General features: G+C 32.9%; 35 protein-coding genes and 1 other annotated feature. Of the genes, 26 read left to right on the top strand and 9 right to left on the bottom strand.

Annotated features, from left to right (window positions below; genetic code table 11):
* Window positions 1-165: 165 nt before the first annotated feature.
* Entirely contained in the window at window positions 166-747 is a 582-nt protein-coding gene (locus ACO1DI_RS22925; protein ID WP_423145638.1) for a TIGR00730 family Rossman fold protein, read from the bottom strand.
* A gap of 102 nt (window positions 748-849) precedes the next feature.
* On the opposite strand from ACO1DI_RS22925, the gene ACO1DI_RS22920 reads away from it, so the two are divergent.
* The 6 genes from ACO1DI_RS22920 to ACO1DI_RS22895 all read left to right on the top strand — a co-directional run bounded on the left by ACO1DI_RS22920 (window position 850) and on the right by ACO1DI_RS22895 (window position 5006).
* The gene (locus ACO1DI_RS22920; protein ID WP_310876606.1) at window positions 850-1170 is read left to right on the top strand and encodes a MazG-like family protein; all 321 of its coding nucleotides are present in this window, start codon (window positions 850-852) and stop codon (window positions 1168-1170) included.
* Between the two features lie 455 nt (window positions 1171-1625).
* Window positions 1626-1895 carry a YesK family protein gene (locus tag ACO1DI_RS22915; protein WP_423145637.1) on the top strand — a complete coding sequence of 90 codons (270 nt, stop codon included), beginning with the start codon at window positions 1626-1628 and terminating at the stop codon, window positions 1893-1895.
* A gap of 183 nt (window positions 1896-2078) precedes the next feature.
* A complete protein-coding gene (locus ACO1DI_RS22910; RefSeq protein ID WP_047752022.1) occupies window positions 2079-2864 on the top strand; it encodes a MerR family transcriptional regulator in 786 nt (261 codons plus the stop codon).
* A gap of 635 nt (window positions 2865-3499) precedes the next feature.
* Window positions 3500-3670: a hypothetical protein gene (locus ACO1DI_RS22905; RefSeq protein ID WP_157862161.1), complete on the top strand. Its 171-nt coding sequence runs from the start codon at window positions 3500-3502 to the stop codon at window positions 3668-3670.
* A gap of 191 nt (window positions 3671-3861) precedes the next feature.
* Window positions 3862-4296: a GNAT family N-acetyltransferase gene (locus tag ACO1DI_RS22900; protein ID WP_228307801.1), complete on the top strand. Its 435-nt coding sequence runs from the start codon at window positions 3862-3864 to the stop codon at window positions 4294-4296.
* Between the two features lie 134 nt (window positions 4297-4430).
* Window positions 4431-5006 (top strand): GNAT family N-acetyltransferase, encoded by a 576-nt coding sequence (locus ACO1DI_RS22895; RefSeq protein ID WP_047749698.1) that lies wholly within the window; start codon window positions 4431-4433, stop codon window positions 5004-5006.
* 207 nt (window positions 5007-5213) lie between these two features.
* Here the strand turns inward: ACO1DI_RS22895 and ACO1DI_RS22890 are convergent, their stop codons facing one another.
* Complete coding sequence (locus ACO1DI_RS22890; protein ID WP_047752024.1) at window positions 5214-6110, bottom strand: macrolide 2'-phosphotransferase; 897 nt, start codon at window positions 6108-6110, stop codon at window positions 5214-5216.
* 1025 nt (window positions 6111-7135) lie between these two features.
* On the opposite strand from ACO1DI_RS22890, the gene ACO1DI_RS22885 reads away from it, so the two are divergent.
* The 5 genes from ACO1DI_RS22885 (at window position 7136) to ACO1DI_RS22865 (ending at window position 10317) form a co-directional block, all read left to right on the top strand.
* Window positions 7136-7525 carry a hypothetical protein gene (locus ACO1DI_RS22885; RefSeq protein ID WP_047752025.1) on the top strand — a complete coding sequence of 130 codons (390 nt, stop codon included), beginning with the start codon at window positions 7136-7138 and terminating at the stop codon, window positions 7523-7525.
* 57 nt (window positions 7526-7582) lie between these two features.
* Window positions 7583-7837: a hypothetical protein gene (locus ACO1DI_RS22880; protein ID WP_047752026.1), complete on the top strand. Its 255-nt coding sequence runs from the start codon at window positions 7583-7585 to the stop codon at window positions 7835-7837.
* A 43-nt stretch (window positions 7838-7880) separates the two neighbouring features.
* Window positions 7881-9071, top strand: coding sequence for a putative lipid II flippase FtsW (gene ftsW, locus ACO1DI_RS22875; protein ID WP_047752027.1), 1191 nt, complete (start codon window positions 7881-7883; stop codon window positions 9069-9071).
* Between the two features lie 197 nt (window positions 9072-9268).
* Window positions 9269-9631: a hypothetical protein gene (locus tag ACO1DI_RS22870; RefSeq protein ID WP_047752028.1), complete on the top strand. Its 363-nt coding sequence runs from the start codon at window positions 9269-9271 to the stop codon at window positions 9629-9631.
* Window positions 9632-9903: 272 nt separating this feature from the next.
* Complete coding sequence (locus tag ACO1DI_RS22865) at window positions 9904-10317, top strand: YjdF family protein (protein WP_047752029.1); 414 nt, start codon at window positions 9904-9906, stop codon at window positions 10315-10317.
* A gap of 113 nt (window positions 10318-10430) precedes the next feature.
* Here the strand turns inward: ACO1DI_RS22865 and ACO1DI_RS22860 are convergent, their stop codons facing one another.
* Window positions 10431-10781, bottom strand: coding sequence for a winged helix-turn-helix transcriptional regulator (locus ACO1DI_RS22860; RefSeq protein WP_047752030.1), 351 nt, complete (start codon window positions 10779-10781; stop codon window positions 10431-10433).
* Between the two features lie 144 nt (window positions 10782-10925).
* On the opposite strand from ACO1DI_RS22860, the gene ACO1DI_RS22855 reads away from it, so the two are divergent.
* The 3 genes from ACO1DI_RS22855 (at window position 10926) to ACO1DI_RS22845 (ending at window position 13232) form a co-directional block, all read left to right on the top strand.
* A complete protein-coding gene (locus tag ACO1DI_RS22855) occupies window positions 10926-11861 on the top strand; it encodes an NAD-dependent epimerase/dehydratase family protein (RefSeq protein ID WP_047752031.1) in 936 nt (311 codons plus the stop codon).
* A 282-nt stretch (window positions 11862-12143) separates the two neighbouring features.
* Window positions 12144-12602: a GNAT family N-acetyltransferase gene (locus tag ACO1DI_RS22850; RefSeq protein ID WP_047752032.1), complete on the top strand. Its 459-nt coding sequence runs from the start codon at window positions 12144-12146 to the stop codon at window positions 12600-12602.
* Between the two features lie 126 nt (window positions 12603-12728).
* Window positions 12729-13232, top strand: coding sequence for a DinB family protein (locus ACO1DI_RS22845; protein WP_047752033.1), 504 nt, complete (start codon window positions 12729-12731; stop codon window positions 13230-13232).
* Between the two features lie 139 nt (window positions 13233-13371).
* On the opposite strand, the gene ACO1DI_RS22840 is transcribed toward ACO1DI_RS22845, so the two are convergent.
* Entirely contained in the window at window positions 13372-13785 is a 414-nt protein-coding gene (locus tag ACO1DI_RS22840; RefSeq protein ID WP_228307882.1) for an NUDIX hydrolase, read from the bottom strand.
* A gap of 88 nt (window positions 13786-13873) precedes the next feature.
* Between ACO1DI_RS22840 and ACO1DI_RS22835 the strand changes: the two genes are divergently transcribed.
* The 6 genes from ACO1DI_RS22835 to ACO1DI_RS22810 all read left to right on the top strand — a co-directional run bounded on the left by ACO1DI_RS22835 (window position 13874) and on the right by ACO1DI_RS22810 (window position 17581).
* Window positions 13874-14359 carry a dihydrofolate reductase gene (locus ACO1DI_RS22835; RefSeq protein WP_047752035.1) on the top strand — a complete coding sequence of 162 codons (486 nt, stop codon included), beginning with the start codon at window positions 13874-13876 and terminating at the stop codon, window positions 14357-14359.
* A 142-nt stretch (window positions 14360-14501) separates the two neighbouring features.
* On the top strand, window positions 14502-15326 hold the full coding sequence (locus ACO1DI_RS22830; protein WP_047752036.1) for a class I SAM-dependent methyltransferase: 825 nt from the start codon (window positions 14502-14504) through the stop codon (window positions 15324-15326).
* A 12-nt stretch (window positions 15327-15338) separates the two neighbouring features.
* The gene (locus tag ACO1DI_RS22825) at window positions 15339-15857 is read left to right on the top strand and encodes a GrpB family protein (protein ID WP_423145636.1); all 519 of its coding nucleotides are present in this window, start codon (window positions 15339-15341) and stop codon (window positions 15855-15857) included.
* Window positions 15850-16128 carry a hypothetical protein gene (locus ACO1DI_RS22820; protein ID WP_047752038.1) on the top strand — a complete coding sequence of 93 codons (279 nt, stop codon included), beginning with the start codon at window positions 15850-15852 and terminating at the stop codon, window positions 16126-16128. The genes ACO1DI_RS22825 and ACO1DI_RS22820 overlap by 8 nt, the downstream gene beginning before the upstream one ends.
* A 153-nt stretch (window positions 16129-16281) precedes the next feature.
* Window positions 16282-16680, top strand: coding sequence for a MerR family transcriptional regulator (locus ACO1DI_RS22815; protein ID WP_047752039.1), 399 nt, complete (start codon window positions 16282-16284; stop codon window positions 16678-16680).
* Window positions 16670-17581, top strand: coding sequence for a DMT family transporter (locus tag ACO1DI_RS22810; RefSeq protein ID WP_228307881.1), 912 nt, complete (start codon window positions 16670-16672; stop codon window positions 17579-17581). Before ACO1DI_RS22815 ends, ACO1DI_RS22810 begins: the two co-directional genes overlap by 11 nt.
* A gap of 80 nt (window positions 17582-17661) precedes the next feature.
* Here the strand turns inward: ACO1DI_RS22810 and ACO1DI_RS22805 are convergent, their stop codons facing one another.
* Together ACO1DI_RS22805 and ACO1DI_RS22800 are read right to left on the bottom strand one after the other, a co-directional pair.
* Window positions 17662-18132: a DinB family protein gene (locus ACO1DI_RS22805; RefSeq protein ID WP_047752079.1), complete on the bottom strand. Its 471-nt coding sequence runs from the start codon at window positions 18130-18132 to the stop codon at window positions 17662-17664.
* 276 nt (window positions 18133-18408) lie between these two features.
* Entirely contained in the window at window positions 18409-18606 is a 198-nt protein-coding gene (locus ACO1DI_RS22800) for an IDEAL domain-containing protein (RefSeq protein ID WP_047752041.1), read from the bottom strand.
* Window positions 18607-19263: 657 nt separating this feature from the next.
* Window positions 19264-19507 (top strand) — a binding site (T-box leader).
* A gap of 57 nt (window positions 19508-19564) precedes the next feature.
* Between ACO1DI_RS22800 and ACO1DI_RS22795 the strand changes: the two genes are divergently transcribed.
* Window positions 19565-21133, top strand: a complete 1569-nt coding sequence (locus ACO1DI_RS22795; protein ID WP_228307880.1) for a 2-isopropylmalate synthase — start codon at window positions 19565-19567, stop codon at window positions 21131-21133.
* 174 nt (window positions 21134-21307) lie between these two features.
* Here the strand turns inward: ACO1DI_RS22795 and ACO1DI_RS22790 are convergent, their stop codons facing one another.
* Window positions 21308-22228, bottom strand: a complete 921-nt coding sequence (locus tag ACO1DI_RS22790; protein WP_047752042.1) for a DMT family transporter — start codon at window positions 22226-22228, stop codon at window positions 21308-21310.
* A 120-nt stretch (window positions 22229-22348) separates the two neighbouring features.
* Here ACO1DI_RS22790 and ACO1DI_RS22785 point away from each other — a divergent pair, with 120 nt between their 5' ends.
* The 3 genes from ACO1DI_RS22785 (at window position 22349) to ACO1DI_RS22775 (ending at window position 24171) form a co-directional block, all read left to right on the top strand.
* The gene (locus ACO1DI_RS22785; RefSeq protein ID WP_047752043.1) at window positions 22349-23689 is read left to right on the top strand and encodes a PLP-dependent aminotransferase family protein; all 1341 of its coding nucleotides are present in this window, start codon (window positions 22349-22351) and stop codon (window positions 23687-23689) included.
* A 72-nt stretch (window positions 23690-23761) separates the two neighbouring features.
* Entirely contained in the window at window positions 23762-24022 is a 261-nt protein-coding gene (locus tag ACO1DI_RS22780; protein WP_080963452.1) for a DDE-type integrase/transposase/recombinase, read from the top strand.
* Window positions 24010-24171 carry an IS3 family transposase gene (locus ACO1DI_RS22775; RefSeq protein WP_080963453.1) on the top strand — a complete coding sequence of 54 codons (162 nt, stop codon included), beginning with the start codon at window positions 24010-24012 and terminating at the stop codon, window positions 24169-24171. Before ACO1DI_RS22780 ends, ACO1DI_RS22775 begins: the two co-directional genes overlap by 13 nt.
* Before the next feature lie 77 nt (window positions 24172-24248).
* Here ACO1DI_RS22775 and ACO1DI_RS22770 read toward each other — a convergent pair whose 3' ends face one another.
* Together ACO1DI_RS22770 and ACO1DI_RS22765 are read right to left on the bottom strand one after the other, a co-directional pair.
* Window positions 24249-24509: a hypothetical protein gene (locus tag ACO1DI_RS22770; RefSeq protein WP_228307879.1), complete on the bottom strand. Its 261-nt coding sequence runs from the start codon at window positions 24507-24509 to the stop codon at window positions 24249-24251.
* Between the two features lie 238 nt (window positions 24510-24747).
* The gene (locus ACO1DI_RS22765; RefSeq protein WP_047752044.1) at window positions 24748-24978 is read right to left on the bottom strand and encodes an XRE family transcriptional regulator; all 231 of its coding nucleotides are present in this window, start codon (window positions 24976-24978) and stop codon (window positions 24748-24750) included.
* Window positions 24979-25234: 256 nt separating this feature from the next.
* On the opposite strand from ACO1DI_RS22765, the gene ACO1DI_RS22760 reads away from it, so the two are divergent.
* Both ACO1DI_RS22760 and ACO1DI_RS22755 read left to right on the top strand, forming a co-directional pair.
* Window positions 25235-25756: a hypothetical protein gene (locus ACO1DI_RS22760; protein ID WP_053001520.1), complete on the top strand. Its 522-nt coding sequence runs from the start codon at window positions 25235-25237 to the stop codon at window positions 25754-25756.
* Window positions 25743-25901, top strand: a complete 159-nt coding sequence (locus ACO1DI_RS22755; RefSeq protein ID WP_155404219.1) for a hypothetical protein — start codon at window positions 25743-25745, stop codon at window positions 25899-25901. Before ACO1DI_RS22760 ends, ACO1DI_RS22755 begins: the two co-directional genes overlap by 14 nt.
* Window positions 25902-26025 lie beyond the last annotated feature (124 nt).

Raw genomic sequence — 26025 nt, 5'->3', positions numbered from 1 at the left:
AGATTTATAAAAAGCTGCATAAAACAGAAACAGGGCCTCATCGAGAACCCCAATGCCAAGGGGACTCTTTTTGGTGGTGCGTTCCGGAAAGGTACATTATGTTAAGCTACATTGCAAATAAACAAAAAAGAACAGGATTAGTTACTATCTAATCCTGTTCTTTTGTTAGCTTTGAGCTTTTGTGATATATGTTTTAACTGAAGGAGGTTGATATGTATTGAATTGATCTAATAAACCTTGTGGTTCTGTGTCTACCAGAGCCATAGAACGATATTTTTCCTGTAGAAATTGCTCTTCTGTCATGTGATTAAATAAAGAAATAAGTGGTGTGTAATAATCATTAATATTCAATAATCCGCAAGGCTTCTGATGTAACCCTAACTGAGCCCATGTAAAAATTTCAAAGAATTCCTCTAATGTCCCTGGACCCCCTGGTAACGTAATGAATCCATCTACAAGTTCAGCCATCTTGGCTTTTCTCTCATGCATAGATCCAACAACAATAAGCTCTGACAAGTTTTTATGAGAAATTTCCCTTTCTTCAAGGAAAGTAGGCATGACGCCAATGACATGTCCGCCAGCTTCTAACACAGCATCAGCCACAGCACCCATTACTCCAACACTTGCCCCACCATATACAAGCGAAATGTTACGTTTAGCAAGCTCTCTTCCTAGAGCTTTTGCTCCTTCAATATAAAGATTAGATGCCCCGTTACTTGAGCCACAAAATACAGCTATTCTTTTCAAAAGTATCCCCTCCTAATTAAATCACCGTTAATGATTATACATAATAATGGATCATTTGTTAAACTTAGGTGGATCTTTAAAAATGAAAGGTGGAACCAATCAATGGATGTAACAGAATTTCAACGATGGGTGAAGGACTACTATAAGATGAGAGGTTGGTCAGACTTAGATATTTTTGTTCGAATTGGCTTTCTTGCTGAAGAAACCGGTGAAGTAGCAAGAGCTATTAGGGCTTTAGAAATCGGAAGGGATCGACCAGATGAAGTAACTGGAACTTTAGAAGAGAATAAGAAAGAACTAACAGAAGAACTAGGAGATGTGTTAGGTAACTTGATTGTTATTGCTAACAAATATGATATTTCTTTAGAAGAAATATTCAACTCACATAAAGAGAAGCTTGCAGAGCGTTATTCTAATAGATAAATATAGATGTGATAAAAGTGAAATATACATGTACATATCTAAAATATAGTATTAGGTTATAATTTGTTTAATCAAAAGGTAAGCAAAATTAAAAGGCAACCTCTGGTCGTCAGTAGAGGTTGCCTTTTGAACATCATCATTATGGAATTATATATTAACATTTTTTCCTAAAAAAAGCTATCTCTGGTGAGATATTGCATATGTATAAAAGGTGCACTTTTTATACATCATTTCAGTTGATCCCATCGAATGAAACCTTGTGACACCAAGGATGTATAAAAAACTGCATAATCGATAAAAAGAGAACTCAACAAACCCCTTGTGCTACAAGGGGTTCTTCTTGGTATGTCTTCCGGAAAGAGTGTTTATGTAAACTAGCTCTGTATATGATATACATAGTGATTTCACTTAATATTATTGTTAAAATGGAATTAAAAGGATAAAAGGGGTATTCTATGGATATTAAGATCATTTTAGTGAGCATTATAGCTGCATTAGTATTAGCCTATATATTTCATTCGGTTCAGAGAAAAAGAAACTCTGATAAACACATAGGGGATAAAGTTTTTAACATTGGGTTTGTCATCTCTTTGACTATAATCGCAATTAGCATTTTGGTAGTAGGCGGATGGGATGGAATGGTTTTGGGAGCACTAGGAGCGTATTTATTGTTCCCATCATTAAGTGGACTTATTTTTACCAAGCTTTTAATCAGGTATAGCTAATAAAGTGTTAACCATATTTTAAGCCTTTAGATTTATGAGTCTAAAGGCTTTTTTTGTACTGATAAGTCACATTATATTAACTACAAATGTATATTTAAAAATTAACACTTGAACCTCCGGTTACGTCAGGTATTATGATGAAATTAATTAGATTAATAATAGATTTTAAGGAGGTTATGTAAGTTGGGTAATGATTTAGGTTTCTCAATTGGTAAATTTTCTAAGAAAACGGGTGTTTCAATAAGGACGTTGCATTATTACGACGAAATAGGGCTACTCAAAGCTCAAAAAGATCTCAGTTCTGGCCATCGCCTATATGGAGAGGACCATATAGTAAAACTTCAAAAAGTCTTAGCATTAAAATTCTTAGGTTATAACCTAGAAGAAATAGGATTAATGCTAACAAATACAAATCTGAACTTAAACTTAGAGAACACTTTAATTCAACAGAAAAAAGCATTTGAGAAGAAAAAGGAGCATTTAGACAAAGTTCTGAAGGCAATTAATCAGACGATTTCTTTATTAGGTGATCAAGAGGATGTTCCAAGTGAAATATTAATTAGTTTGATTAATAACATTCAAAATGAAGAAGATCAACGTACATGGCTTGAGCATTTCACTTCTAAAGAGATTGCAGATAAGGTTTATGATAAATCTGACGAGGAGAATTTGTCCTTAGATAGAGAATTTATTGATTTATCGAGAGAAGCGAAAAGGTTAGTCGGAAAACCAGTTCATGATCCAGAAGTACAAGAGTTGGCAAATAAACATTTGCAGGCATCTCTTAAATACGTTGGTGAGGAAGCTATATATGCTTTTGGAAAATTAGAGAACGAGGAAATAGAAGATTTTCAAAGTATGATGGCCTCACCTTATACAGAGGAAGAAGAAAAATGGTTAGATCAAGTGATAGAATATTATATGGTTCAAAACGGAATGTATAATCGCAACCAACATGATGGTAAATAATTTCTTTTAAGTTAACTTATTAGTTAAGATATTTAAAGAAAGCTATAGAAAATTCTATAGGTTTCTTCTGCTACCTAGAATGCTGATTATGGTAACTAAAAATGCACGGTATATACACTAATAAATTACCTCTAAATACCTTTTATGGTAAAATTAATTAGAAAGAAAGAGAAATAATAAAGCAATATTATCTAGTTTATATAACTTCTAATGTTGTTTAGGAAAGAGGAAATAAACTTGTTTAAAAGCTTGTCATCTGTTACATACCTTTTTTTATTTATATTTTTTACATTTCTTTTTTTGCACGAATTTCTTTTTATGCCATTTATATTTAATTTTTCAATTTTAGAATATATACATCTAGAGTGGCTAGGGGTTTGGTCCATGTTTTTAGCGATAACTTTTCTTGGATTATTCCTACGAAAAGCTTACAACTTAAACACCAAAAAGACTTTGCTAATAATAGGAGGCTCAACTTTATTAGTATTTGTGATTCTTTTAATTTTACTGTTATCAGTAGCCGGACAGTTATAAAAAGTTGCTTACAATATTAAAAATATGTATAGAATACATGATTTCTAGATTAGTAATTATTTTAACTGGAATTTTATTTCCAGATGGAGGAGTGGATTAGTATGTCTGATAAAGAGAAAGAGGAATCGGAAATTGAAAAGCCTAGCCTAGATAGAGCAGGGATAAGATCTTATATGGGTAACCCAGAGAAATTCGAGTTCTCGCTTTATGGAGTCTTAATGGCCTGTGTGCCTTTAATTATAGTCGGAATTTTTATTTGGTATAACTGGTAAAGAGCTTGGATCAATTGATCCAAGCTCTTTATTGCTGCCCATAAAAAAACATTATGTAAACTGATTTTGTATATTCTATTCACTTTTCACATTGGAATTTATTAAAAAAAAGAGAAAGAACAACATAACATTTTCTTCCTGTGATAGCATCAATTTAAGTGAATTCATAAATAAATTAGGGAGAGATCATAATGACAATTCGTTTAGTGAAAGGATCAGATTATTATATAATATCTCCGTTAATTAACGATTGGTGGAATGGAAGACAAATGTCTGACTTGTTGCCAAAGCTTTTTTTTGATCATTTTAAAAATACTAGCTTTATTGTTGAAGAAGAAGGTAAAATCATAGGTTTTTTAATTGGATTCTTATCTCAATTCTACTCGAATGAAGCATATATTCACTTTGTTGGAATCGATCCGGAGTACAGGGGAAAAGGTATTGGGAAACAATTATATAATCAATTTTTCGATGTAATTAAACAAAATGGCCGCAATATTGTTCGCTGTGTGACTTCTCCTGTGAATAAAGCTTCAATTGCTTATCATACTAAAATGGGTTTTGAAATTGAACAGGGGAATAAACCAAATCAAGATAAGGTTCTATTTGTAAAGTACTTGAATTAATTCAAGTACTTTTTCTACGGATAACTGTGACTATGTAAACTAGCAATGCACATCATATATATGATTTCTTTGCATTTTTTTATTAATAATATAGACTTATTTTAATAAATGAAGAAAAGTTGGGGAGTGTTTAAGTGAATCCACTGTTATTAGATTTCCCTACGAAGTTTTATACTGAAAGGCTCTTTATAAGACTGCCTCTTCCTGGGGATGGAAAAGTTGTATCTCAAGCAATAAATGAATCTATTGAAGAATTAAAACCATGGCTGCCTTTTGCTAAAAATAAGCAAACCGTAGAAGAAGCAGAAATAAGTATTCGAAAATCTCATACAGAGTTTTTACAAAGAGAAGACTTAAGGCTTTTAATTTTTCTAAAAGAGACGGGTGACTTCGTTGGATCTTCTGGTTTACATCGTATAAATTGGAATGTTCCTAAATTTGAAATTGGTTACTGGATTAATTCTCGCTTTAGTAAGAAAGGATACATGACTGAAGCTGTTGAAGGAATTATGAATTTTGCTCTAAAAGAATTAGGGGCCAAAAGGTTAGAAATTAAATGTGACTCAAGTAATATTAAAAGTCGTGCTATACCTGAAAGACTAGGGTTTAGGCTAGAAGGTATTTTAGAAAATGATGATGTATCAGCTAATGGGTTAGACTTGAGAGACACCTGTATTTATGCAAAGGTTCTAAAGCCTAATCAGATTTAATGTATACAGTTTTAAAGGTAAGCTTAATAAGCCTCTACTTCTAGAAGAGGCTTTATTTTTATATTTAGATTTCCGATAAAAGGCGAAAAAGCTACCTTTGGGGAAGATAGCTTTTTCTACTGATAAACAAATTAGGTTGTAAGTGGAGTCCTAAAAGATTTCTTAAGTAGTTTGCTCATTATATAAGTTTTTATCAAAGTTATTTTATTACTCAATTGGACCAAGCATCTGTTGGGCCATATCTTTATACTCTTGCATCCCAGAGCTTTTAGCAAATTCAGCAACCGTAATCGCCTGTGTTGTTGCTAACTCTATGATATGCTCTTTCATAAGTGGCCACGCTTTCCCCCCTGCTTTCTCATATGCAGTAATAGCTTTTTCCAATCCAACTTCTCCAGTGAATAAATAGTGAGCAAGAAAATCACGAGATACATCTGTAACAGCTACTTCGGTCCAATCTATTAAGCCAGTGACCTCTGCTTGGTGATTAATCAAAATATGCCCCGGATGAATGTCACCATGGCTAAGACCGGTATAGTTTGGCCACATATCATCATTAGCTACCCAGGCCTCCCAACGATTTAACAGATTATTACGCACCTCATATTCATCTTTTACTTTTTGCATTTTTTCTTTCATTAACTCTCTTGCTTCAGTTGCCGTATAAATCTTAATACCAGCCTTCTCTACTACGTTTGTTGGCAGTTGATGTAACTCTGCTAACATGCGTCCGAATGATTCGTAATATGTGGACGGAATATTTTCTATATCTAAAACCCACTCGTAATTTTGAATTTTAGGATTAATGGTACCCACTGGCACTCCGTCTAATGATTTATAAGCAATGAGTTCATTGGTGAAAATTTCCCAATCGGGTGCTTGAATGGTTGTATATCGATTTACCGCATCTAAAACCTTCTTTTCTTGATTAGCTTTTGTCATAGAGTCTGGTCTGCGCGGGATTCGTAAAATCCATTTTTGTCCCTGCTCATCCTCTGCATGGGCAACTTGGAAATCTAAGCCTGATTCATTCAATTTCATTGTTTTTTCGATTACATTTAGGCCTTTTCTTTTTGCTAATTCTTTAATTTCTAGTTTATTCACCTTAATTATCCTCCCATAAATGTTCAATTTTTTTCACTTTGTTCATTGCCCTTTTTATTATCTATAGCTCTTCTTCTCACAACTAATGTTATTAATTAATAGTTATTTATCAGTATAGATCAACAATTAGAAACACAAAAAAAGCTGCAGAAATCTCTGTCTGCAGCTTAAAGTAAACAAGTATCAACGTCCATGTACTCAGTAATACCTTGAAGAAACCATAACAATGAATTGTTCAAGAAAAAAAGTACATTTTTAGGTATAACAAAAGAAAGATAGATGAACCCACCTTTTCTCATGTCACACATTGCTATGTCCGTTGAAGATTATTAAAAATGGACAGACTGATCCTGTTTACTCTGCAAGTATTAAACAGAGCCTCTGAACGTATTAAATTACTTGTTCAAAGTACGGATACGCAATCTGATTGAAGCAGTCATTTTTAATAATCCTCCTTATTGTAGAATGCTTTCATTTTATAACATAAAATTATTATTTTCAATCCCCCGATAAAAGTCTATTTTACTTATCTAAAAGGTCTAGTGCTAGGAATAATGTTTGCACGAGAATTAAAATATTAGGTCGTACTTATCAAAAAATTCACTCTATAAAGATTTATACTAATACTTTTCCGATAACACGTTTTATGTTAACTAGAAAGACACATACAAACATATACTTTAACACCGTTATATATAGGGATGTTAACTGTGGGAGTGTCTTTTTATAATGGCCAAATATGTGTTGAAGGTATAATCTGTGGATTGTTTATAGAAATAGGAATTACTTTTATAGCTTTGTTCATTGCATATGTAGTTTACGAAGCAATTTATAAAGAATAAGCAATGCATGCAAAATGGTGCATTGCTTATTTTTGTGCATCCAAAACGAGATATTTTTCAAAGAAAAAAACAGAATTAAACATATTTCAAAATACAAATTTAAATATTTTCTAATTTATGTAATAATTGTATGTGTTTATTTCCTAAATGACATTAGTAATTAACTCTGAAAGGAACGAAATAATGGATAAAGCAAAAAAGATTTTGGCATTATTTTTAGCTATTCTTATATCAACCATTATAGTACTCTCTGTTATTTTTATTAATTGGGAGCATATCTTTGGTGACACCAGACCTATAGCAAATGCTAAAGCGATGTACCAATTAGAATTTAAAGATAAGGATATAGCTGAAACGACAGATGTTGATAATAACATTATGTATTTGGTACCTAAAGGACATTTGGATACGTACATCGAAATGATGAAAAAGAAAGGGTACGTCTTAACAGAAAAAGACGATAAACATCGCACACTTTTATTAAAAAAAGGAAATACTTTCACAGAAATCTCTTATAAGAGCCTTACTTCTAGATATACCTTAATAAGTAGTCCATTTCTAAAGGAAGTTTAACTATTTACTAGCACCAAAATAGATATATGTAATTCTATAGAGTAATAGGAGTGTTATATGAAGTACGTAGACGTTGTTACAGAAAGTAAAATAAGAGGTATCTCTTTAGCTCTTCTTCTTGTTTTTATGAGCTTAGGGTGGTATCTAAATAGTTCTATTTGGTACGAAGCAGCCATAATTGTTGTCTCCATTGCTTTTATACTACATGCCGTAAACTATTATTTAACTACAAGAAATAAAGCAACAGGGATTACGGCAATAGCAGCAAGTTCGGGATTTGGTTTATATAATTTATTGAGTATCTTTTTTTAAAAGAACTATAATTCTCTATATTTGCAAGAAATGAGGACGTTTTATGTTTAAGAAAATTATAAGGTGTTACGATTACAAGTTCATTGCAGCTTTAGTTGTTCTATGCCTTATCGGTTTAGTGATGGTCTATAGTGCAAGTATGATAACTGCTATTAGTCGATATGGGGTAGAAGGTGATTACTTTTATCAAAAGCAAAAACTTGCTCTTATAGCAGGGTTTTTCCTTTTCTGTATGGCAGCCTTTGTGCCTTATAAAATTTATCAAGAGAAAAAAGTGTTAAAATTTTTATTAGTAACAGTGATTATTCTTCTTGTGTTGGTACTTATCGTTGGACACACAGCAGGGAATGCACAAAGTTGGCTTATACTGGGCCCAATTAGAATACAGCCACTAGAATTAGCTAAACTAGCCATCATTTTGTATCTGTCAGCCGTCTTTACGAATAAGCAAGAGTATATAAACGACTTAAAGCGCTCTGTTATTCCGCCTATGCTTATTGTATTTTTTATTTGCTTCTTAATTGCCATGCAACCGGACTATGGTGGAATTCTCCTCATTTTGGGTATTGTCGCAGCTATTGTCTTATGTTCAGGCATCTCAATAAAATCAATGATAAAGATTGCCGTACTAGGAGTAATAGGCATTATTGTTATGCTATTCGTTTTATTAATAACAGGACATATTGCTACCGTCTTTTCTCCTGTTCGTTTAGCTCGTTTCACGGGTTTTCTCCATCCTTTTGCGAATCAGCAAGGAGATGGATACCAACTGGTTAACTCCTACTTGGCTATAGGTACTGGGGGTTTGACAGGACAAGGGTTAGGACAAGGGGTTCAAAAAGCTGGTTATCTTCCTGAATCACACACAGATTTTATTATGGCAGTTATTGCTGAGGAATTAGGTTTTTGGGGAGTGCTTATTGTCTTAGGGCTATTACTTTTTATTATTGTAAAAGGTCTAACCATAGCAAAAAAATGTAAAGAACCTTTTGGAGCACTGTTAGCTATAGGTATTTCAGTTATGGTTGGTATTCAAGTGTTCGTTAATCTTGGAGCAGTAACCGGTATCTTGCCTATCACAGGTGTAACTTTACCTTTTGTGAGTTATGGTGGATCCTCCCTTACATTATTAATGTTGGCTACGGGAGTATTAACAAACATTTCTATGTTAAATAAATTTCAAGAGAAATATAAAAATGAGTCAGTTAAACAAACTAAGTTAAAAAGTATTTAAGCTCAGTAGTAATAGCATCTTATTAAATAAGATGCTATTACTTATTTCTGATAATCGTGATTATGTAAACTAGAAGTGAATACAATATGCAAAAAAAAAATAATTAATAATGAACGTTTTGATGAAATAAATCGTCTTAATTATAGTTGTAAATTTAAAAAACTGAATTTAATTAATAAAGTTAGGGGAGAAGAATTATGAAAAGAGAAGTACAGTTTAATGATGAAGTTATGATTCTAAAATTAAATGGAATGACAGGATTCTTTGCATTAAAGTCCGAATTAAAAATGCCCTATAGCACTATCAAAAATGTATATGTTGACTATTTTGATGCTCCAAAATGGATGCTTCGCATGCCTGGAACATCAATTTCTCCTCTTAATATTTTTGAGGGAAGTTTTAAATACGCCGATGAATGGTATTTTCTTTCTTACGAAAACAGAGTACCTCTTGTAATGATTGAACTTGAAGGGCATGAAAGGTACAAGTATGTCTTTTTTGAAATTGATGATTCCACTAGCGTGGCAGCAGATATTAAAAAACGTATAAGAGATTTATAAACAATATTATTGTTTATATGAGATTATTACTTCCGATATTAATGGTTATGTTAACTACGATATGTTAACTACGATATGTTTAATATGCATCTTTAAATAGTCTTTTAAAGGAAAATATCTATACTGAATGTTTTTATGTTAAAATTTGTATATGGAATGTAAAAACACACTTCGGTTGGTAGTCCGAAGGCATTAATATGTATTAATGTCAGTGACCTTCCCCTCCTCGGGATGTCCATCATTTCATAGTATGTTTAGAGGAGGGAATCGTTATGTCACTAACGATTTACCATGATGGTCAGTTTTGGGTAGGAATTATTGAAGTTGTAGAAGACGGTAAATTAAGAGCATTTCGTTATGTATTTGGAGCAGAGCCTAAAGATACAGAGATATTAGACTTTGTTTATTACAGACTGCTAGATATTATCAATCAATCGGTTCATTCAGGTCTTGATGTAAAAAGAAAATCCGATAAAAAGATAAATCCTAAACGTTTACAGCGCCAAGTAGCAAAAGAAAGAAATAAAGTTGGTGTTTCGACTAAAGCTGAAGAAGCCATAAAACAAGAATATGAAGAAAAGAAAAAAAGCAAAAAAAAGAGAGCTAAACAATATCGTGAAGAACTGAAGGAACAAAAATACCTAATGAAGAAACAAAAAGCAAAGGCCAAGCACAAAGGTAAATAGAGAACAAATAAAGAGCCTTATTATTTAAGGCTCTTTATTTGTTGTTTCCTAGAACTGTGATTACGTTAAAAGATTAAATATGCCATACATAAGGTTTGGCAACTAAAAAGTATTTATTCCCTTTCTTTAATACCTAACACATCCCATGTATTTCCCCATTCCTTCATTGCTTCAAATATTGGGCGCATTGTTTTTCCTTTATCAGTAAGAGAGTACTCTACATGAGGAGGTATTTCTGAATATATTTTACGTGTAATAATTTCCTCCTCATGTAGTTCCTTTAAACGTAAAGAAAGAGTCCGAGGGCTTACTCCTTTTAAAGATTTTTGTATTTCTCCAAAACGTTTTGGTCCAGTAAAAAGTTCCCTTAAGATTAAGAAGGTCCATTTCCCTCCAATAACATTCATCGTCTTTTCTATAGGACATTTAGAAGAATTAGATTTTAGTTCAAGTTGATTATTCATGATATTCCTCCATTACTATTCATAAGGATACTTACTATAAAAAATATCAGGACTATAAAAATGAAAGTACTTCATTTAGTATAATTATTATAAATCGCCCAGTAAATGGTTATTTATAATACATTTATAAAAGGAATGATAAGGATGAAAGCCATTGTTTTTGGAGGTACAGGTTTTATAGGAAGTCATACGGTAGAACAATTGCGGTTAAAAGGACACGAGGTTACAGCGGTGGTTCGCCAAACTAGCGAAACTTCCTTTTTGGATAACTTAGGTGTGCGAGTAGTTAGAGTAGACTTCTCCAGAACAGAATCTTTTGGAGAGATTATTAAAGGGCATCAAAAAGTTTATAACTGTACCGCAGATGCTAACCTAAGCACTGAAGTTAATTTAGAAGCACCTGTGGAGATTGAATTGACAAGAAAACTCCTTAAACAGGCTGCTTTAAATGGCGTTGAGCGTTTTATACAATTAAGCTCAATTGTAGTATATGATTTTCGTACAAATAAACCTATAACTGAATCCTATGATATACGTCCAGAGTACCCTATTCAGAAGTTACTTCTAAAAAGAGAAGAGATTGTTCAAGAAATAGGAAAAGAAACAGATATGGTAACAATTATCCTACGTCCAGCAAGTGCAATAGGATCTCGAGATAAGGCTTCTTTTTTCTCAAGATTATTAAAAGATCATTCAGATAATAAATTTCCGATTTTGAAAAATGGCCAAACAATAGTTTCTTTAATTGATACACGCGATATAGGAAGAGCAATGGAATGGCTAGGTACCTATAAGACGTTTACAAAAAAACAAAACGTCTTTTTACTTAAAGGATTTGATACAACCTGGGGAAGTCTAAAAACAGCTATAGACGAGGCTAGAGGGAAAGTAGCAAGTGTACGTGACTTATCTAAAATAGTAGAGGAAAGTACACCCCTATCTTACGCTTTAAGTACTTTCAGTACAAATCGGATTTGGGATGATGAAAAAATAAGAAGTTTAGGCTTCAAGACTAAATATTCCCAAACTGAAAGCGTACAAAATGCAGTTAGGGACTTAATTAAAAGGAACGTTATTTAAAGATAAAGCCTAATAAACCCATTTTTAGTTTATTAGACTTTTTAGTACCTACAAATGGTTTTATGTTAACTACAAATGTATAGAATATTCATTTTAAAAAGACAAAGCTACTGAACAGGGATCAGTAGCTTTGTCTTGTAAATAGAGTATAGAGTAGTCGAGATGACTCCCTATAAAATCCATTATGGTAACTAAATTATAGATAATTCTCTTTATGTAAATTAAAAACATGTAGAATATAAATAATGACATGTTATTTTTTATAAAGGATGGAAATATATTATGCAAATCATTAATGTTAGAGAACATGTAGAGTATCAAGAGAAAGCAATAAAATACATTCAGAACAAATGGGCAAACGAAAATACTCTCAAGCTTTATGAAGATTGTATTGTACATAGTTTGAAAACAGATAACAGCCTTCCAATTTGGTATCTGTTAGAGAATAGAGGAGAAATCATTGGCTGTGCAGGACTTATTAGTAACGATTTCATCAGTCGTATGGATTTGTGGCCATGGGTATGTGCTCTTTATATTGAAGAAGGCTATCGAGGTATGTCTTTAGGGGAAAAGCTTCTTTTAAAAATCAAAGAAGATACTAAAAATGCTGGATTCAATAAGCTTTATTTATGTACCAATCATATCGGATATTATGAAAAGTACGATTTCTCATATATAGGAGATGGTTATCACCCTTGGGGGAGTATCTCAAGAATATATGAAGCTAGTTTAATCAAGTAATAATGTTCTCTAAGAGTATCGATAAACCGTTTTATATTAACTAGGAATGAACGTCTCATACATAATGTTTTATAATACAACTATTGTTAAAATGGAATTAAAAGGATAAACAAAAGGAGGATTTTTATGTTTCAAAGTTTAGATAGTTTTTTAAAATCTTGGGAATATGAAGCAAATGCTACCCAGAGATTACTAAAAAATTTAACTGATGGGTCTCTTAAACAGGAAATTACTTCACAGAATTGGACTCTAGGACGTATTGCTTGGCATACAGTAGCTGCCATTCACATAATTGCTTCAAATACTAACTTAACGTTTGAGGCACCGTCTGAAGATTGGCCTGTTCCGACTACGGCTCAGTTTATAGCAGACAGCTATCAGCAAGCAAGTGACGCATTTGTACAAGCATTAAAAACTCAATGGATCGACAAAACGTTAGAAGAACGAATAGACTTTTTGGGTAAGAAAATACCAAATGGGTCACTTTTAATGTTTTTAATACAACATCAAGCCCACCACCGGGGACAAATGACCGTTCTTATGAGGCAGGCAGGATTACCCGTTCCAGGTATTTATGGGCCATCAAAAGAAGATTGGTCGAATTTCGGTATGGAAGCTCCCAAAATGTAACATTAAATATATAAGAGTAAACAAGTGAAAGCCCTTAATAAAAGGGCTTTTTTACATGTGATTTCCGATAAATCCCTTTACGTAAACTAAGGTTGTATATGATATACATTAAGTAAAATCTAAATTTCACAATTAATTTTTATTCTTGAACTATGTATTGAGCATTTGGAGAACTAATTAAAGTACTGATGCCATTAGGATAATAAGGCATAAGTTTATCTGCTGTCTTTAAATCAACCCATTCCACCTTCAGGATGTTTTCATCCAGAGGAATTTGGTTTGACTCTTGGGTGATTTGCCCTTTAAATACTATAAAAAGAATATGATTATTATCTATAAATGCTTCATTCAAACTAACGATACTATCTACTTTGATATCATATCCCGTTTCTTCTTTTGTTTCTCGGATTGCTGCTTGTTCCAGAGTCTCTCCTTTCTCTACTCCTCCACCTGGAAGGGACCATGTATTATTTCTGTTTAATACCACTAAGATTTTCTCTTTCTCCTTGTCTACTAATAGACTGTAAGCTACATCTATTCGATTGAAATCCATTATATCTCCTCCTTTACCATTTATAGATATATTATAAGTTAAGGATTTCTTTATTTGGTAAAATTATAGTGGAGGAGATGAAAAATATATGATTATATCTGCAATGGTTGCTGTAGGAAAAGGAAATGTAATTGGAAAGGATAACGATATTCCTTGGAGGCTCCCAAATGACTGGAAGTATCTAAGGAAAGTTACTATGGGGCATTCAATTATTTTAGGTAGGAAAAATTATGAATCTATTGGAAAACCTTTAGATGGACGTAAAAATATCATCATGACTACAAATGAAAATTATAAAGCTCAAGATTGTCATATAGCATATTCAATTGAACATGCTCTTTCCATGTGTGAAGGAGAAGAAGTATTTATCCTTGGCGGAGAAGAAATTTATCGCCAGTTCTTACCCTATACTCATAAATTATACATAACTAGGATCAATCATTATTTTAAGGGTGATCGCTTTTTTCCAGAAGTTGATCTCTCCCTATGGAAAGAGTTATCGGTTGAGAAAGGTACTGAGGATGAAAACAATCATTATGAACATTACTTTCATGTGTATGAAAAGGTAAACTAACTAAATTTGAAAAGATACCGATACAACTGATACATTATGTTAATTGATTTTGTATCTCATATCCATCAATAGTTTACAAATTCCACAAAAGGAATAATACTTATATTGGAAGTTGTATAAGACATAAAAGGGGATTTAATTAATGAACAAAGTAATGGATTATTACTCAACATTTGACGAGTGGGGACGTCTAGATAGGGAACCGTTAGAGTTTCAAATTAACTGGCATTATATACAAAAGTATCTACCGGAAAACGGATGTATCTTAGATAATGGGGCTGGCCCAGGTAAATATGCAATGAAACTAGCCGAGAAAGGATTTCAGGTAACGCTAACTGATCTCACTCCTAAATTAGTAAAGGTAGCTGAACATAAAGCAAAAGAGCTTGAGCTTTTTAATCAATTTAATGGATTTCATATTATGGATGCAAAGGATTTAAGTGTATTAAAAAATCAAGAATTCGATGCTTGCTTGATGATGGGGCCAATGTATCATCTACAGAATGAACAAGATCGTGACGCAGCAGTTAAAGAATTGTACCGAGTGACAAAAGATGAGGGAGTTGTATTTGTTGCCTTTATGTCCCGAATTAGGCACACTATCTCTTCATTGTTACATCCAGAATCGTGGAAACCCAATAATACAATAGACAATATCGAAGAGTTTATTGCTACTGGGGACTTTAATCATCAGGATGAAGGAAGATTTACAGGAGCTTATTACTTTGATATACAAGAAATTAATCCTTTTATGGAATCTAAAGGATTTGAAACTCTAAGTGTAGTGGGATCATCTAGTATTGGTTCCCTTTTATCTAAAGAACAATGGGATTACTGGACAAATAAGGGACAAGCCGAAGTTGATCGACTAATTGAATTATTAAAGAAAACAGCAACCGACCCTTATACTTTAGGCGTTTCATCACATTTACTTTATATCGGTAGGAAAAAATATATATTATACTAGGGAGACATACATATGGATAAGCGAGTAGTTATTGAGAAATATACGTCTGATTGGGCCTTATCTTTTAAGGAAGAGGAAAAGCTTTTAAAAGATATTATGAGCAATATGGCTCTATCAATTGAACATATTGGAAGTACATCTGTTAAGGGATTAGGAGCTAAACCAATATTAGACATTATGGTTGGAGTTTGTAACCTAGAAGAAGTAGTTGCCTTTATTGAACCACTAAATAATATTGGATATGAACATATATTTCATCAGGATTTTCCAAATAGAAGGTTCTTTAGAAAAGGGTTATGGCGAGCAGGAACACATCATTTACACATATATAAATACCAAAGCGAAGAATGGAATAATAATATTTTATTTCGAGATTATCTAAGAAAATATTCAGATATACGCGATCAATATAATCAGTTGAAGATTGAATTGGTTCAAAAATATAGTTTTGACCGAGTTGGATATACAGAAGCGAAAGCACCATTTATAACAGCTGTTATTCAGAAAGCGAAAGGTGAAATCAATGTTTGAAAGTCAGCCAACTAAACAAGATTTGATAAACAAATTAGAGAAAGTTCTTAAAGGAAATATGTCTAGAGAACAATTTAATCAATGGTCTTATAAATGGGTTCAAAACCTAGAGAGTAGAAATATCCTCTCTTCTGATGAAGAACAACTACATGAATACCTTATTTTTTTGTTAGGTATTGATTTAGAAATTGAACCAAATATATATTTTCATGAAGATATGGAGCTAAAAGAATGGGTTAAAAAGATAACATCAGGTAGTCCATTAACTTAATATAGATATTTCAATGATTGCCGATAATTCACATTAGGGTAACTAAACAAAGAGGCTCAGAAAAAATCTGAGTCTTTTTTTATTGTTTGCAAATTAACCGTTGACTTAGAGCTAACTCTAAGTTGTAACATGTAAAGAAAGGAGGAAATGGAAATGTATAGTATATCTGAAGTTGCTATGAAAACTGGGTTCACAGCTCATACATTACGTTATTATGAAAAGATTGGGTTATTAACTTCACCATTAAGAAAAGGTGGAAAAAGAAGATATACAGAAGGTGAAATTCGCCTTCTTAAATTTATGAAAATGTTAAAACAAACAGGGATGTCTTTGGAAGATATCCAGGAATTTTTAAAGGATGGATGTCTCCTAGAAAATATTGATTCTACAGCCATTCAATTAAAAAAGATTCAAACGAGGGCAGAGATTTTAAACAAACACTTACTTCTTTTAGAGAAGCAAAAACAAGAGATTGAAACTGTTATGAACGTGACAAAAGAGAAATTAGAGGCGTACAAAACAATGATTGGAGACTTAAAAGATGAAAAGTAGAATATACCTTATGTTGATAGGCTTCGCTATATTTACAGGTGCTACATTCAATTTGGCTAAGTATGCTGTTCACTACTTCTCCCCTGCAAGTGCTGCAGCATGGCGATTTGGTATTGCTGCACTCGCTATGGTTCTTATATTAGGATTACAAAAACAAATAAAGTCAAAAGCCATTAAGAACTATTGGAAAATGTATATCTTACTTGGCATCATAGGAATCTTTGGGTTCAATGCTTTTTTCTTTTTAGGAATGCAATATACTTCACCTTTAAACGGGGCTCTCATCATGGGAACTAACCCTCTAGTAACTGCACTTTTTGCTTATTTTATTTTAAAGAATCCCATTACAAAACAGCAAATGTTGGGTATATCCTTTGCTTTAGTAGGCGTTATTCTTGTCCTTACGCAAGGTTCGTTAAAAATTATTCTAACACTATCGATTTCTAAAGGGGATTTATTAATCTTAACAGGGAACTTATGTTGGGCTTTATATGGTGTATTAGGAAGAAAATATTTAAAGGGTAGTTCTTCAATGGAGACAACTACTTATACAATGATTGTTGGTTCTCTTTGTCTTTTAGTCTTAACAGCTTTTTCACCAAGCCCTCAGCCTTTGTCTCACGTTACATGGTCAGCTTGGGGAGCTATTCTCTTTATGGCTCTATTTACAAGTGTATTAGGCTATCTGTGGTGGAATAAAGGAATGGCTACGATTGGCGCAAGTAATACATCTTTATTTTTTAATTTAGTTCCAGTCGTCACCATGATTCTTTCTATTTTAACCGGATCCCTTATTACATTACCTCAAGTAATAGGTACATGTTTAGTTATTTTAGGTGTTTTAACAGCTTCTGGCTTCTTAAACTTGAGAAGAAAACAAAAAGTTTCGGCTTCAATATAACGATAAACTGCTAAAGCCTATATAAAAAATATATAGGCTTTATTATCTCCGATAACTTTGTTATATCATTTTTTTAAAATTTAATTTTTCACACCCACATGTTCAATTATTCGCTTCATTGCCTGAATCTGGCCCATATGAGTCGCTTCATGCATCAGTGTAACACCCGCCAGCTCTCCAAAGGTTTTACATCCCAAAAATGGCTTTTCCAAGTTATTGTTTAGCTGTTCAGCAGGAATTTGCTGAATACGAGCCAATTGATCTTTTAGTTGGATCTTAAGCTCATCCATAGTAGGTACATCCCCCGTCCAATCGGCTGGTTTCGTACCATTTCCGAACAATTCCATATAATTTGCTGGAAGATGGGTTGTTGCATGAGGAAAACCAAACATAGTTTGTTCAGTAATTGTCAAAACGTGACCTGTATGCCAATGAATTGTGTTGTTAAAACCATCTGGCTGTACATCAGTTTGCCCCTTAGAAACAGCCTCTATGATTTTGAGGAAGTACTCTCTTCCGATTTCAAATTGTTTGAATACAAGTTTGTCCATCTCTTTCTCCCCTTTCACTGATACAATCATCCATATTATACCACCTATAGAGGGATAGGAATATAATTAAGGCACCTCTAGCGCTTCAAAATATTCGTACCTAGTTAACATAACTTATTTACTCTTGTCGTTAATAATCTATTAATAGAAGGCTTTTTCTACAATATATATAACTATTAAAGTAATTTTAAATTCTTTATAAGAAAAAACCTTTACTAAACATAACACGTAAAGGTTTTTTTATAAGTTTCTTCTATTATAATAATATCTCCTTGATCAAGGTATGGATTTAAGTTTCTCTGTTAAACATAAAAAAGCTTCTTTATCTTTATTCTCTAAGGACTGATCAATTTTTTCGAGAATCTTACTTCTTTTGAAGTCATTCATCATTTGATCTAAAAACAGTTCAGCCAACATTTCATCGCTTAAATTTGGATCAACTTGATTCATTTCATTAAGTACATTATTTTCCATAAAACGTCAACCCCTTTATCTTTTCTATTTTGCAAACAGTATTCCCTTTTGCACTTTTTTTATGCAAGGTTGATAGATGAAGTGAGACATAGAATAATATGTAATATGCGTAATTACGCTCCTATATTCTTTTTAGATATTTTTCATATGTCTTCAATTAGCTGAAAAAAGATAAAAATTAAATCATAAAGATTAATATTTTATTATCTATACTTAGCAACAACAAATAAACATTTTCACCTTTTAATATATATCAATCTATTTTATCTTTACCTCTAAAAAAATTTTTGTATTCATAATGACTTAAAAGAAAATTTATAATCATTTAACTTTAGAGTGCTTTTATTAACGTAATCTTTGTTAAAGATAAATAGTAAATTAATTTTATATATAGATGTAAATGCACAACCTCTTTTATAAAAATTAAAGTTGTACCATTTACTCTAGGTGACGACAAATAATTGGTTTTTCACTAATGTAGTAATATAAAAAAATTTTTAAGAAAGCACTCTAAACATTACTTAAGGATAGTGGATATTTATGTGCAAATTAATAATTTGCAAAAAGGATATTATTATAGTCAGAATAAATTTTGTATTCAAAAAAATACGTTGACAAATTGAATAGATAGATATAATATTGCATGTAATCAAATAATAATAAGCAAAGATTGGAAATAGTAGAAGGATATCTAAACTTGTCAGAGAGCCGATGGTTGGTGAGAATCGGTAGTTATTACCTTTGAACTCATCCAAGAGCTACTCCCTGAATATTATAAGTAGGGGATGTCGGTTTTCTACCGTTATGAAGATAGGTGGTGATAGCTGCCGAAAATGAGTGGGTTAATTATGTAATGATTGATCAATTAGAGTGGTACCGCGAGCAACGCCTCGTCTCTATATTTTTATAGAGGCGGGGCTTTTTTTATACATTCATATGAAGAAGGAGTGTTTCTGAAATGACGAGAAAAATTTGGATGTTTGATACGACTTTAAGAGATGGGGAGCAAGTCCCAGGGGCTAAGTTGAACCTGTATGAAAAACTAGAAGTAGCGCAGCAACTAAAGAAGCTGAAAGTCGATATTATCGAAGCTGGTTTTCCTTCATCTTCAGCTGGTGATTTTAATGCTGTGAAAGAAATTGCTCTGAAAATAGGAAATACAGACGAAACGATCATTACAGCGTTAGCAAGAGCAGTAAAGACTGATATTGATGCTGTTTATAATAGTGTGAAATATGCTAAAAAACCGTTAATCCATATAGTTTTAGGCGCTTCAGACATTCATGTGGAAAAGAAGTTTGGAAAATCGAAAAGTCAAATCTTAGATCTTGGTGTTGATGCAGTAAAATATGCCAAAACATTTCTACCAAATGTACAATATTCAACGGAGGATGCGTCTCGCTCCGATTTCGAATATTTATGGGCAACGATCGAAGCTGTTGTAAAGGCGGGAGCTACCATTATTAATGTGCCCGATACAGTTGGCTATGCCGAGCCGGAAGAGTTTGGTGAACTAATCTTTAAAATAAATGATCGCTTGAAAAATTTGAATGATAAAGTGCTTTTAAGTGTCCATTGTCATAATGATCTTGGTATGGCAACTGCGAATACGTTAGCTGCAATTAAAAATGGGGCAGATAAAGTTGAGTGTACGATAAATGGCATTGGTGAACGTGCAGGCAATGCTGCACTAGAAGAGGTCGTGATGGCAATTAATACGCGCTCATCAGTTTATAATGCGTACACAAATATTAATACGAAAGAAATTATAAATACATCTAGGTTAGTAAGTAGTTTAATGGGGCTTGATGTACAAGTAAATAAAGCCATTACAGGAGATAATGCCTTTGCTCATTCTTCAGGTATACACCAAGACGGCTTATTAAAAGCAAGAGATGCTTATGAAATCATTAGCCCAATTGAAGTCGGTTTAGACGATATGGAACTTGTTTTAACCGCCCGGTCTGGACGTCATGCGGTGAAAAATGCCCTTGAATCATTAGGCTTTAATGAGATGACTAACATACAATTTGAAGGGATATTTGAAGCTTTCCTTGCATTGGCAGATGCGAAAAAAGAAGTATATAATCATGACTTATATGTCATCGTTGAGAATTATTATGCGAAAAATGATATTCATAATCAGGATATAATGCACTATAGTCATCATTTTTATGAACTAATCGACTTGCAAGTTGTTAGTAATACAAATTTCCCGTCTGCAAGTGTGAAGATTAAAAAGGGTGATCGAATATTAAAAAGCAGTGCCGTCGGTTCTGGCCCAATTGATGCTTTGTATTCTGCTATTACAGAAATTAGTGATTTAGATATTAGATTGATTGAATATAATATTAGCAGTGTATCAAGAGGTAAGGAAGCATTAGGAAAAGTAAAGATCCAAGTGGAATACAAAGGCGAAAAGTATATTGCCAAGGCAACAGATACGGATGTTATGAAAGCAAGTGCATTTGCGTATATTAATGTTGTAAACAGTATCGTGGTTGATACTTTACTTCCGATTGAATAAATAAAAGGTAATATTTAATGGGATGTACTTAGTGTGTTAAAGTATGGACTTGGCAATATTTACTGGATATTAAGTTAGGCTACTATGACGAATGAAAAGAAACATGAATATAAAAACCTTAGGAATCTATAGATTTCTAAGGTTTTTGTATCCTGGGAATATGGATTATGGAAACTAGGCTTTTTTACTGTGTTTACCTTTTGCGCCAAAGCAATTTGTTCCTATAACTCCTGCAATAATGATAATGGCCCCGACTAGATGGTAAAGGTGAAATTGTTCTTTTAAAAAAATTACTCCTGCCAAGATTGTAATGAGTGTAGCAAAATTACTGAAGACACTCATTTTAGATGCTTCTATTATTGATAAAGCGTAATTAGAAAGATAGGAAGTAACTAAAGATGATAATAAACCTAGATAGACAATTGCAATCACAAAATTGAGATGAACAAAAGGCTTCATAAATTGATGGATAGTGTTATTCATTAGATGATTTATCAGTGCTAAACCATTAAAGGTAATAAAACCAAATAAATTCATGATATATGTGATAGTGAATAAGGAATATCGTTGAGTTAAATTTCGAGCACATACATTGTATAGGGACGATACAAGTGCAGAAAGTAAAATCAAACCACTTCCTAGTAGACTAGTATTTTTATTTTCTATATCGTTCATATACATAATATATATCACACCTACCACCGAGAAAATAATAGCTATCTTTTGACCAGATGTAGATGTTTCTTTTAAAAATATGCTCGCAAAGATTAAGGTGAAAATTGGGATTGTTGCTTGAATAATTCCGGCTTCAGATGATGATACATTTACTAGTCCAAATACCTGAAAAGCAAAAAAGAGAGTGGGGTATAAAATAGCTAATGAAGCAATAATCACTATATCCTTTTTAGTTACTTTTAATGCTTTTTTCGTCAGTACTTTTAAGATTGTAACCCCCACAAAAGCAATAGTAAATCGATGCGCTAATGCATCAAAAGGTGTAGCAATAGTTAATGCAACTTTGACAAACATAAATGACAATCCGATAATGATAGCATAAGTAAGTGCAGCTATATATGCTTTTTTCTTTTTAACCATGTGATTGACCTCCTTTAGAATTATCCGGCCGGTTATCACTATAGTAAGAAAAACAAGCAATATCTACGATATAAAAAATACACATCTGTATCGGTACAGATGTGTATTTGGAGGAATACTATGCTTAAATATGAAACAATTTATCATTCTCTACTTCAAAAGATACAGTCTGGGGACTTTCCATCAGGGGCAAAATTACCATCAATTAGAGGCTTATCGCTCGAATATATTTGTAGTAAAAGTACCATAATATCTGCCTTAAAACGTTTGGAAGAGCAACATATTATTTATTCTATTCCAAAGAGTGGTTATTACGTTGTAGAACATCAGGTTTTCGAAGAACCTAGATCTACTGAAGGCGTTGATTTTGCAACATCATCTCCAACATGGCATGCATTTCCTTATAAAGACTTTCAACAGTGTATTAATAAAGCGATTGATACATATCAAGAAGAATTGTTTCGTTATGGAACACCAAAAGGTTTCTCTTTATTAATTGCAGAAGCTAAGAGACTCTTAGAATCTTATCAAGTATTTGCGAAATCTGAACAGATCTTCATCACTTCAGGGGTTCAACAGGCACTCGCTTTACTGAGTATGATGCCTTTTCCAAATAACGGATCTACTATTTTAGTTGAACAACCTAGTTACCATTTGTATATGGATATGCTGAAAACATATGGAATTCATGCAATAGGCATTCAACGTACAGCACAAGGTATTGATCTAGAGCAACTAGAAAAAATATTCAAGGAAGAAGAGGTTAAATTTTTTTATACAATGCCACGCTTCCATAATCCTTTAGGAACGTCATATAGCAAAAAAGACAAAGCAGCTATTTTACAGTTAGCTTATAAATACAATGTGTATATCATAGAAGATGACTATTTAGCAGATTTTGAATATAACACAAAGAATGATCCTCTTTTTTCAGAGGATATAAAGGAACAGGTTATCTACTTAAAGAGCTTTTCAAAAATCATGTTTCCAGGTTTAAGAATTGGTTTAGCCGTACTTCCTCCTCCAATTCTTAGTAGCTTTCAAAAATTTAGAATGACCTCAGATATAGATAGCTCTATGATTTCACAAGCTGCCCTATATCTTTATATAAAAAGTGGTATGTTTGAACATAATAAATCAAAAGTAAGTAGTATTTACCATAAACGTGCACAAATTCTTCATCAATCTCTGCAAAAGCATCTGGCTAATTACGAATCATCGTCAGAAATAGTTATGCATGGTCATATTTTGCTACCTAGACAAGTAAATATGAAGTTATTTATTCGTTATTTATACGAACAGGGTGTATATCTGGATTCAGTTGAAAGTAATTATTTAGCCAACTTTCACAAAGAACGGGTTTTAAAGTTAAATGTATCAAATGTTGAAAATCACCGAGTTGAAGAAGGAGTCAGAAAAATTGCCAATGCTTTAAAAAAAAGAGATAACTATTTTGCTTAATTACCTAATGTAATTAAGGTCTTTAACACTGTTTAAGACAAAGAGACTTAAGAGTATTATTCTTGTAATGATATATATTTTTCTCGCTTTCCTTCTATTATTAGTTATGTATTGGGAGATTCAAACAATAACGGATTGGTATTTCAAACATTAGACCAAGCTATCGCTATCTTAAAAAAGAATGAACAACCATTAATTCATAGTGATCGAGGGTATCAATACACGTCCCGTGTGTTTAAGAGAAAAGTAGAAAAAGCAAAAATGGTTCATAGCATGTCACGTGCAGGAAGATGTATAGATAATGGACCAATGGAGTTTTTTTGGGAACGTTGAAGTGTGAAGAATATTACCCACATAAGTACGAAACGATTGAAACGTTACAACAATCAATAAATGATTATATTGATTTTTACAATAACAAACGTTATCAAGAAAGATTAAACGGCTTAAGTCTATTAGAATATAGGATTCAAGCCGCCTAATTTTTTTATTATTTCCACTGTCTACTTGACAGGGGGCTGTTCAAATAATTATTCAAAATGAATTCTTTTTATATAGATTAAGGTCTACGAAAGTTGACCGTTTTTTCGTCATCTCCCGTTCGTTCAAACCAACCTCTAAAGGCCCAGTTATCGTATCCTCCGTCACCTTCATTAATAAACGTTCCTTCTTCAAATATCCAAACTCCAAACGTGATACCATCGTAATCTACGGTATCAAAATATTGGACACCTTGTAACTGGTTTGAATTATAACCTTGACTCAAATTCATGACCACTACATTATATTGTTGACCCGATTCAAAAAGCGCTTTTTCCATTGCTCCTTTGACAAAACCACTTCGATTATCAGCCGTTTTAGCTGCATCCGCAATCGCTTGCCCAATTGCTACTGGATCGATCGCTACGTCTCCTCCAACTTCTACATAAAATACCTATGAAATAGAACTTATATCTAATTCCTGAAGTTTTTCATATAATCATTTTTTATCAAAATTTAATTTAGCTAAATTATTAGTATTAATAACTCCATTTATAAGCCTTAAGTGCATTACCTATTTACAACTGTAGAAAATCTTCTACTTTTACATCCTTCTTTAACTTTCGTAACCCTGCATTTATTCTATAAATTGTGGAGTATTTAGGTATGTAGTTTTTATCATTACAAAGCCTCGATATGGTTGGGCGACTTAACTTTGTGGCATTTTCGAGTTCTAATTGATTGATATCTTCTTGCTTATCCAACCACCTTCCAAACCTTGTTCGCTTCTTTCCTAAGCCTAGAACCATACATCCATCTCCTTTATCAAGAAGTATGGACATTATGTAACTTTTTTAATCATAAAAAAAAAAGTTACATATAGGACAAGCATCGGCTCATATCATAGAGTAAGACGTCAGAAAGAGACGTCACCTTATGCTACCAAGAATGGAGCGATTGAAATGACAAAAGAATTAGCAACCTCGCTATTGAATCGAAAAGACGTCTATTTAACGTTAGAAGGTAAGAAGATGTTAGATGTCATTCTGAAAGAGAAAAGCGCATATGAAGAAAAATAAGAAGCCGGAAAATCATGTAGACACTTATCGACCAACTGTGCGGTATCATTCTATTTATCGTACATATGTAGATAGTCTGTTTCAGGCTACCGAGTTAGACCGAAATCAAATTATAAGATGTGCGCTTTTTACAGCAGCGCACAACCCTGTTTTTTTAACGCTAATGAATCAGTATAAAATAAGTGACGTCCCTCTCCCCTCCTCTCCATGGCAATCTTCTTCACACCCGTTATGGATGGAACAAGAGCCCAACATCGAAGAGAAAGGAGGAGGAGAAAATGATGACCGTGAGAGAAAAAGAACGTCTACAAGAATTTCTACGTTACTTGGAACATCAACAGACGACCAATCGATCTCTGGAAAAACTATTGAATTCAACCAACAGTCCTCTAGCCATGAAAAGGCAGAAAGAATTACGAGACGTCAGCAGCCGATCGAGAGACGTACAAGGGCGATTCCTACCTTACAATTATCAAACAATGGAGGAATTAGACTTGATCTTAGATAAAGAAGTCCAACGAAAACTTAAAATAAAGCCGATTGAAGGTTCTTATAACAGTTATGCGGTGCATGAAAGGGAAAAGAGAGATTGGAGTGGGAATATCTATTTGGCTTGTGTGGCATTGATTTTAGCCATTGGCTTTTTTACCTGACGTCTTTTTAGAATAGTGTCGATATTTTGGGCATAAACATATAGCATGAATACAGTTAAGACCGCCTTATATAATGAGACATAATGGGCGGTCTTTGTTCTAAATATGATTAAAAACATCTTAA

The sequence above is a fragment of the Priestia sp. 40 genome (genome assembly GCF_049368575.1).
Classification (GTDB): domain Bacteria; phylum Bacillota; class Bacilli; order Bacillales; family Bacillaceae_H; genus Priestia; species Priestia zanthoxyli.
Note: the sequence above shows the minus strand (reverse complement) of the source record. Positions and strands in the feature narration are given on the sequence as shown.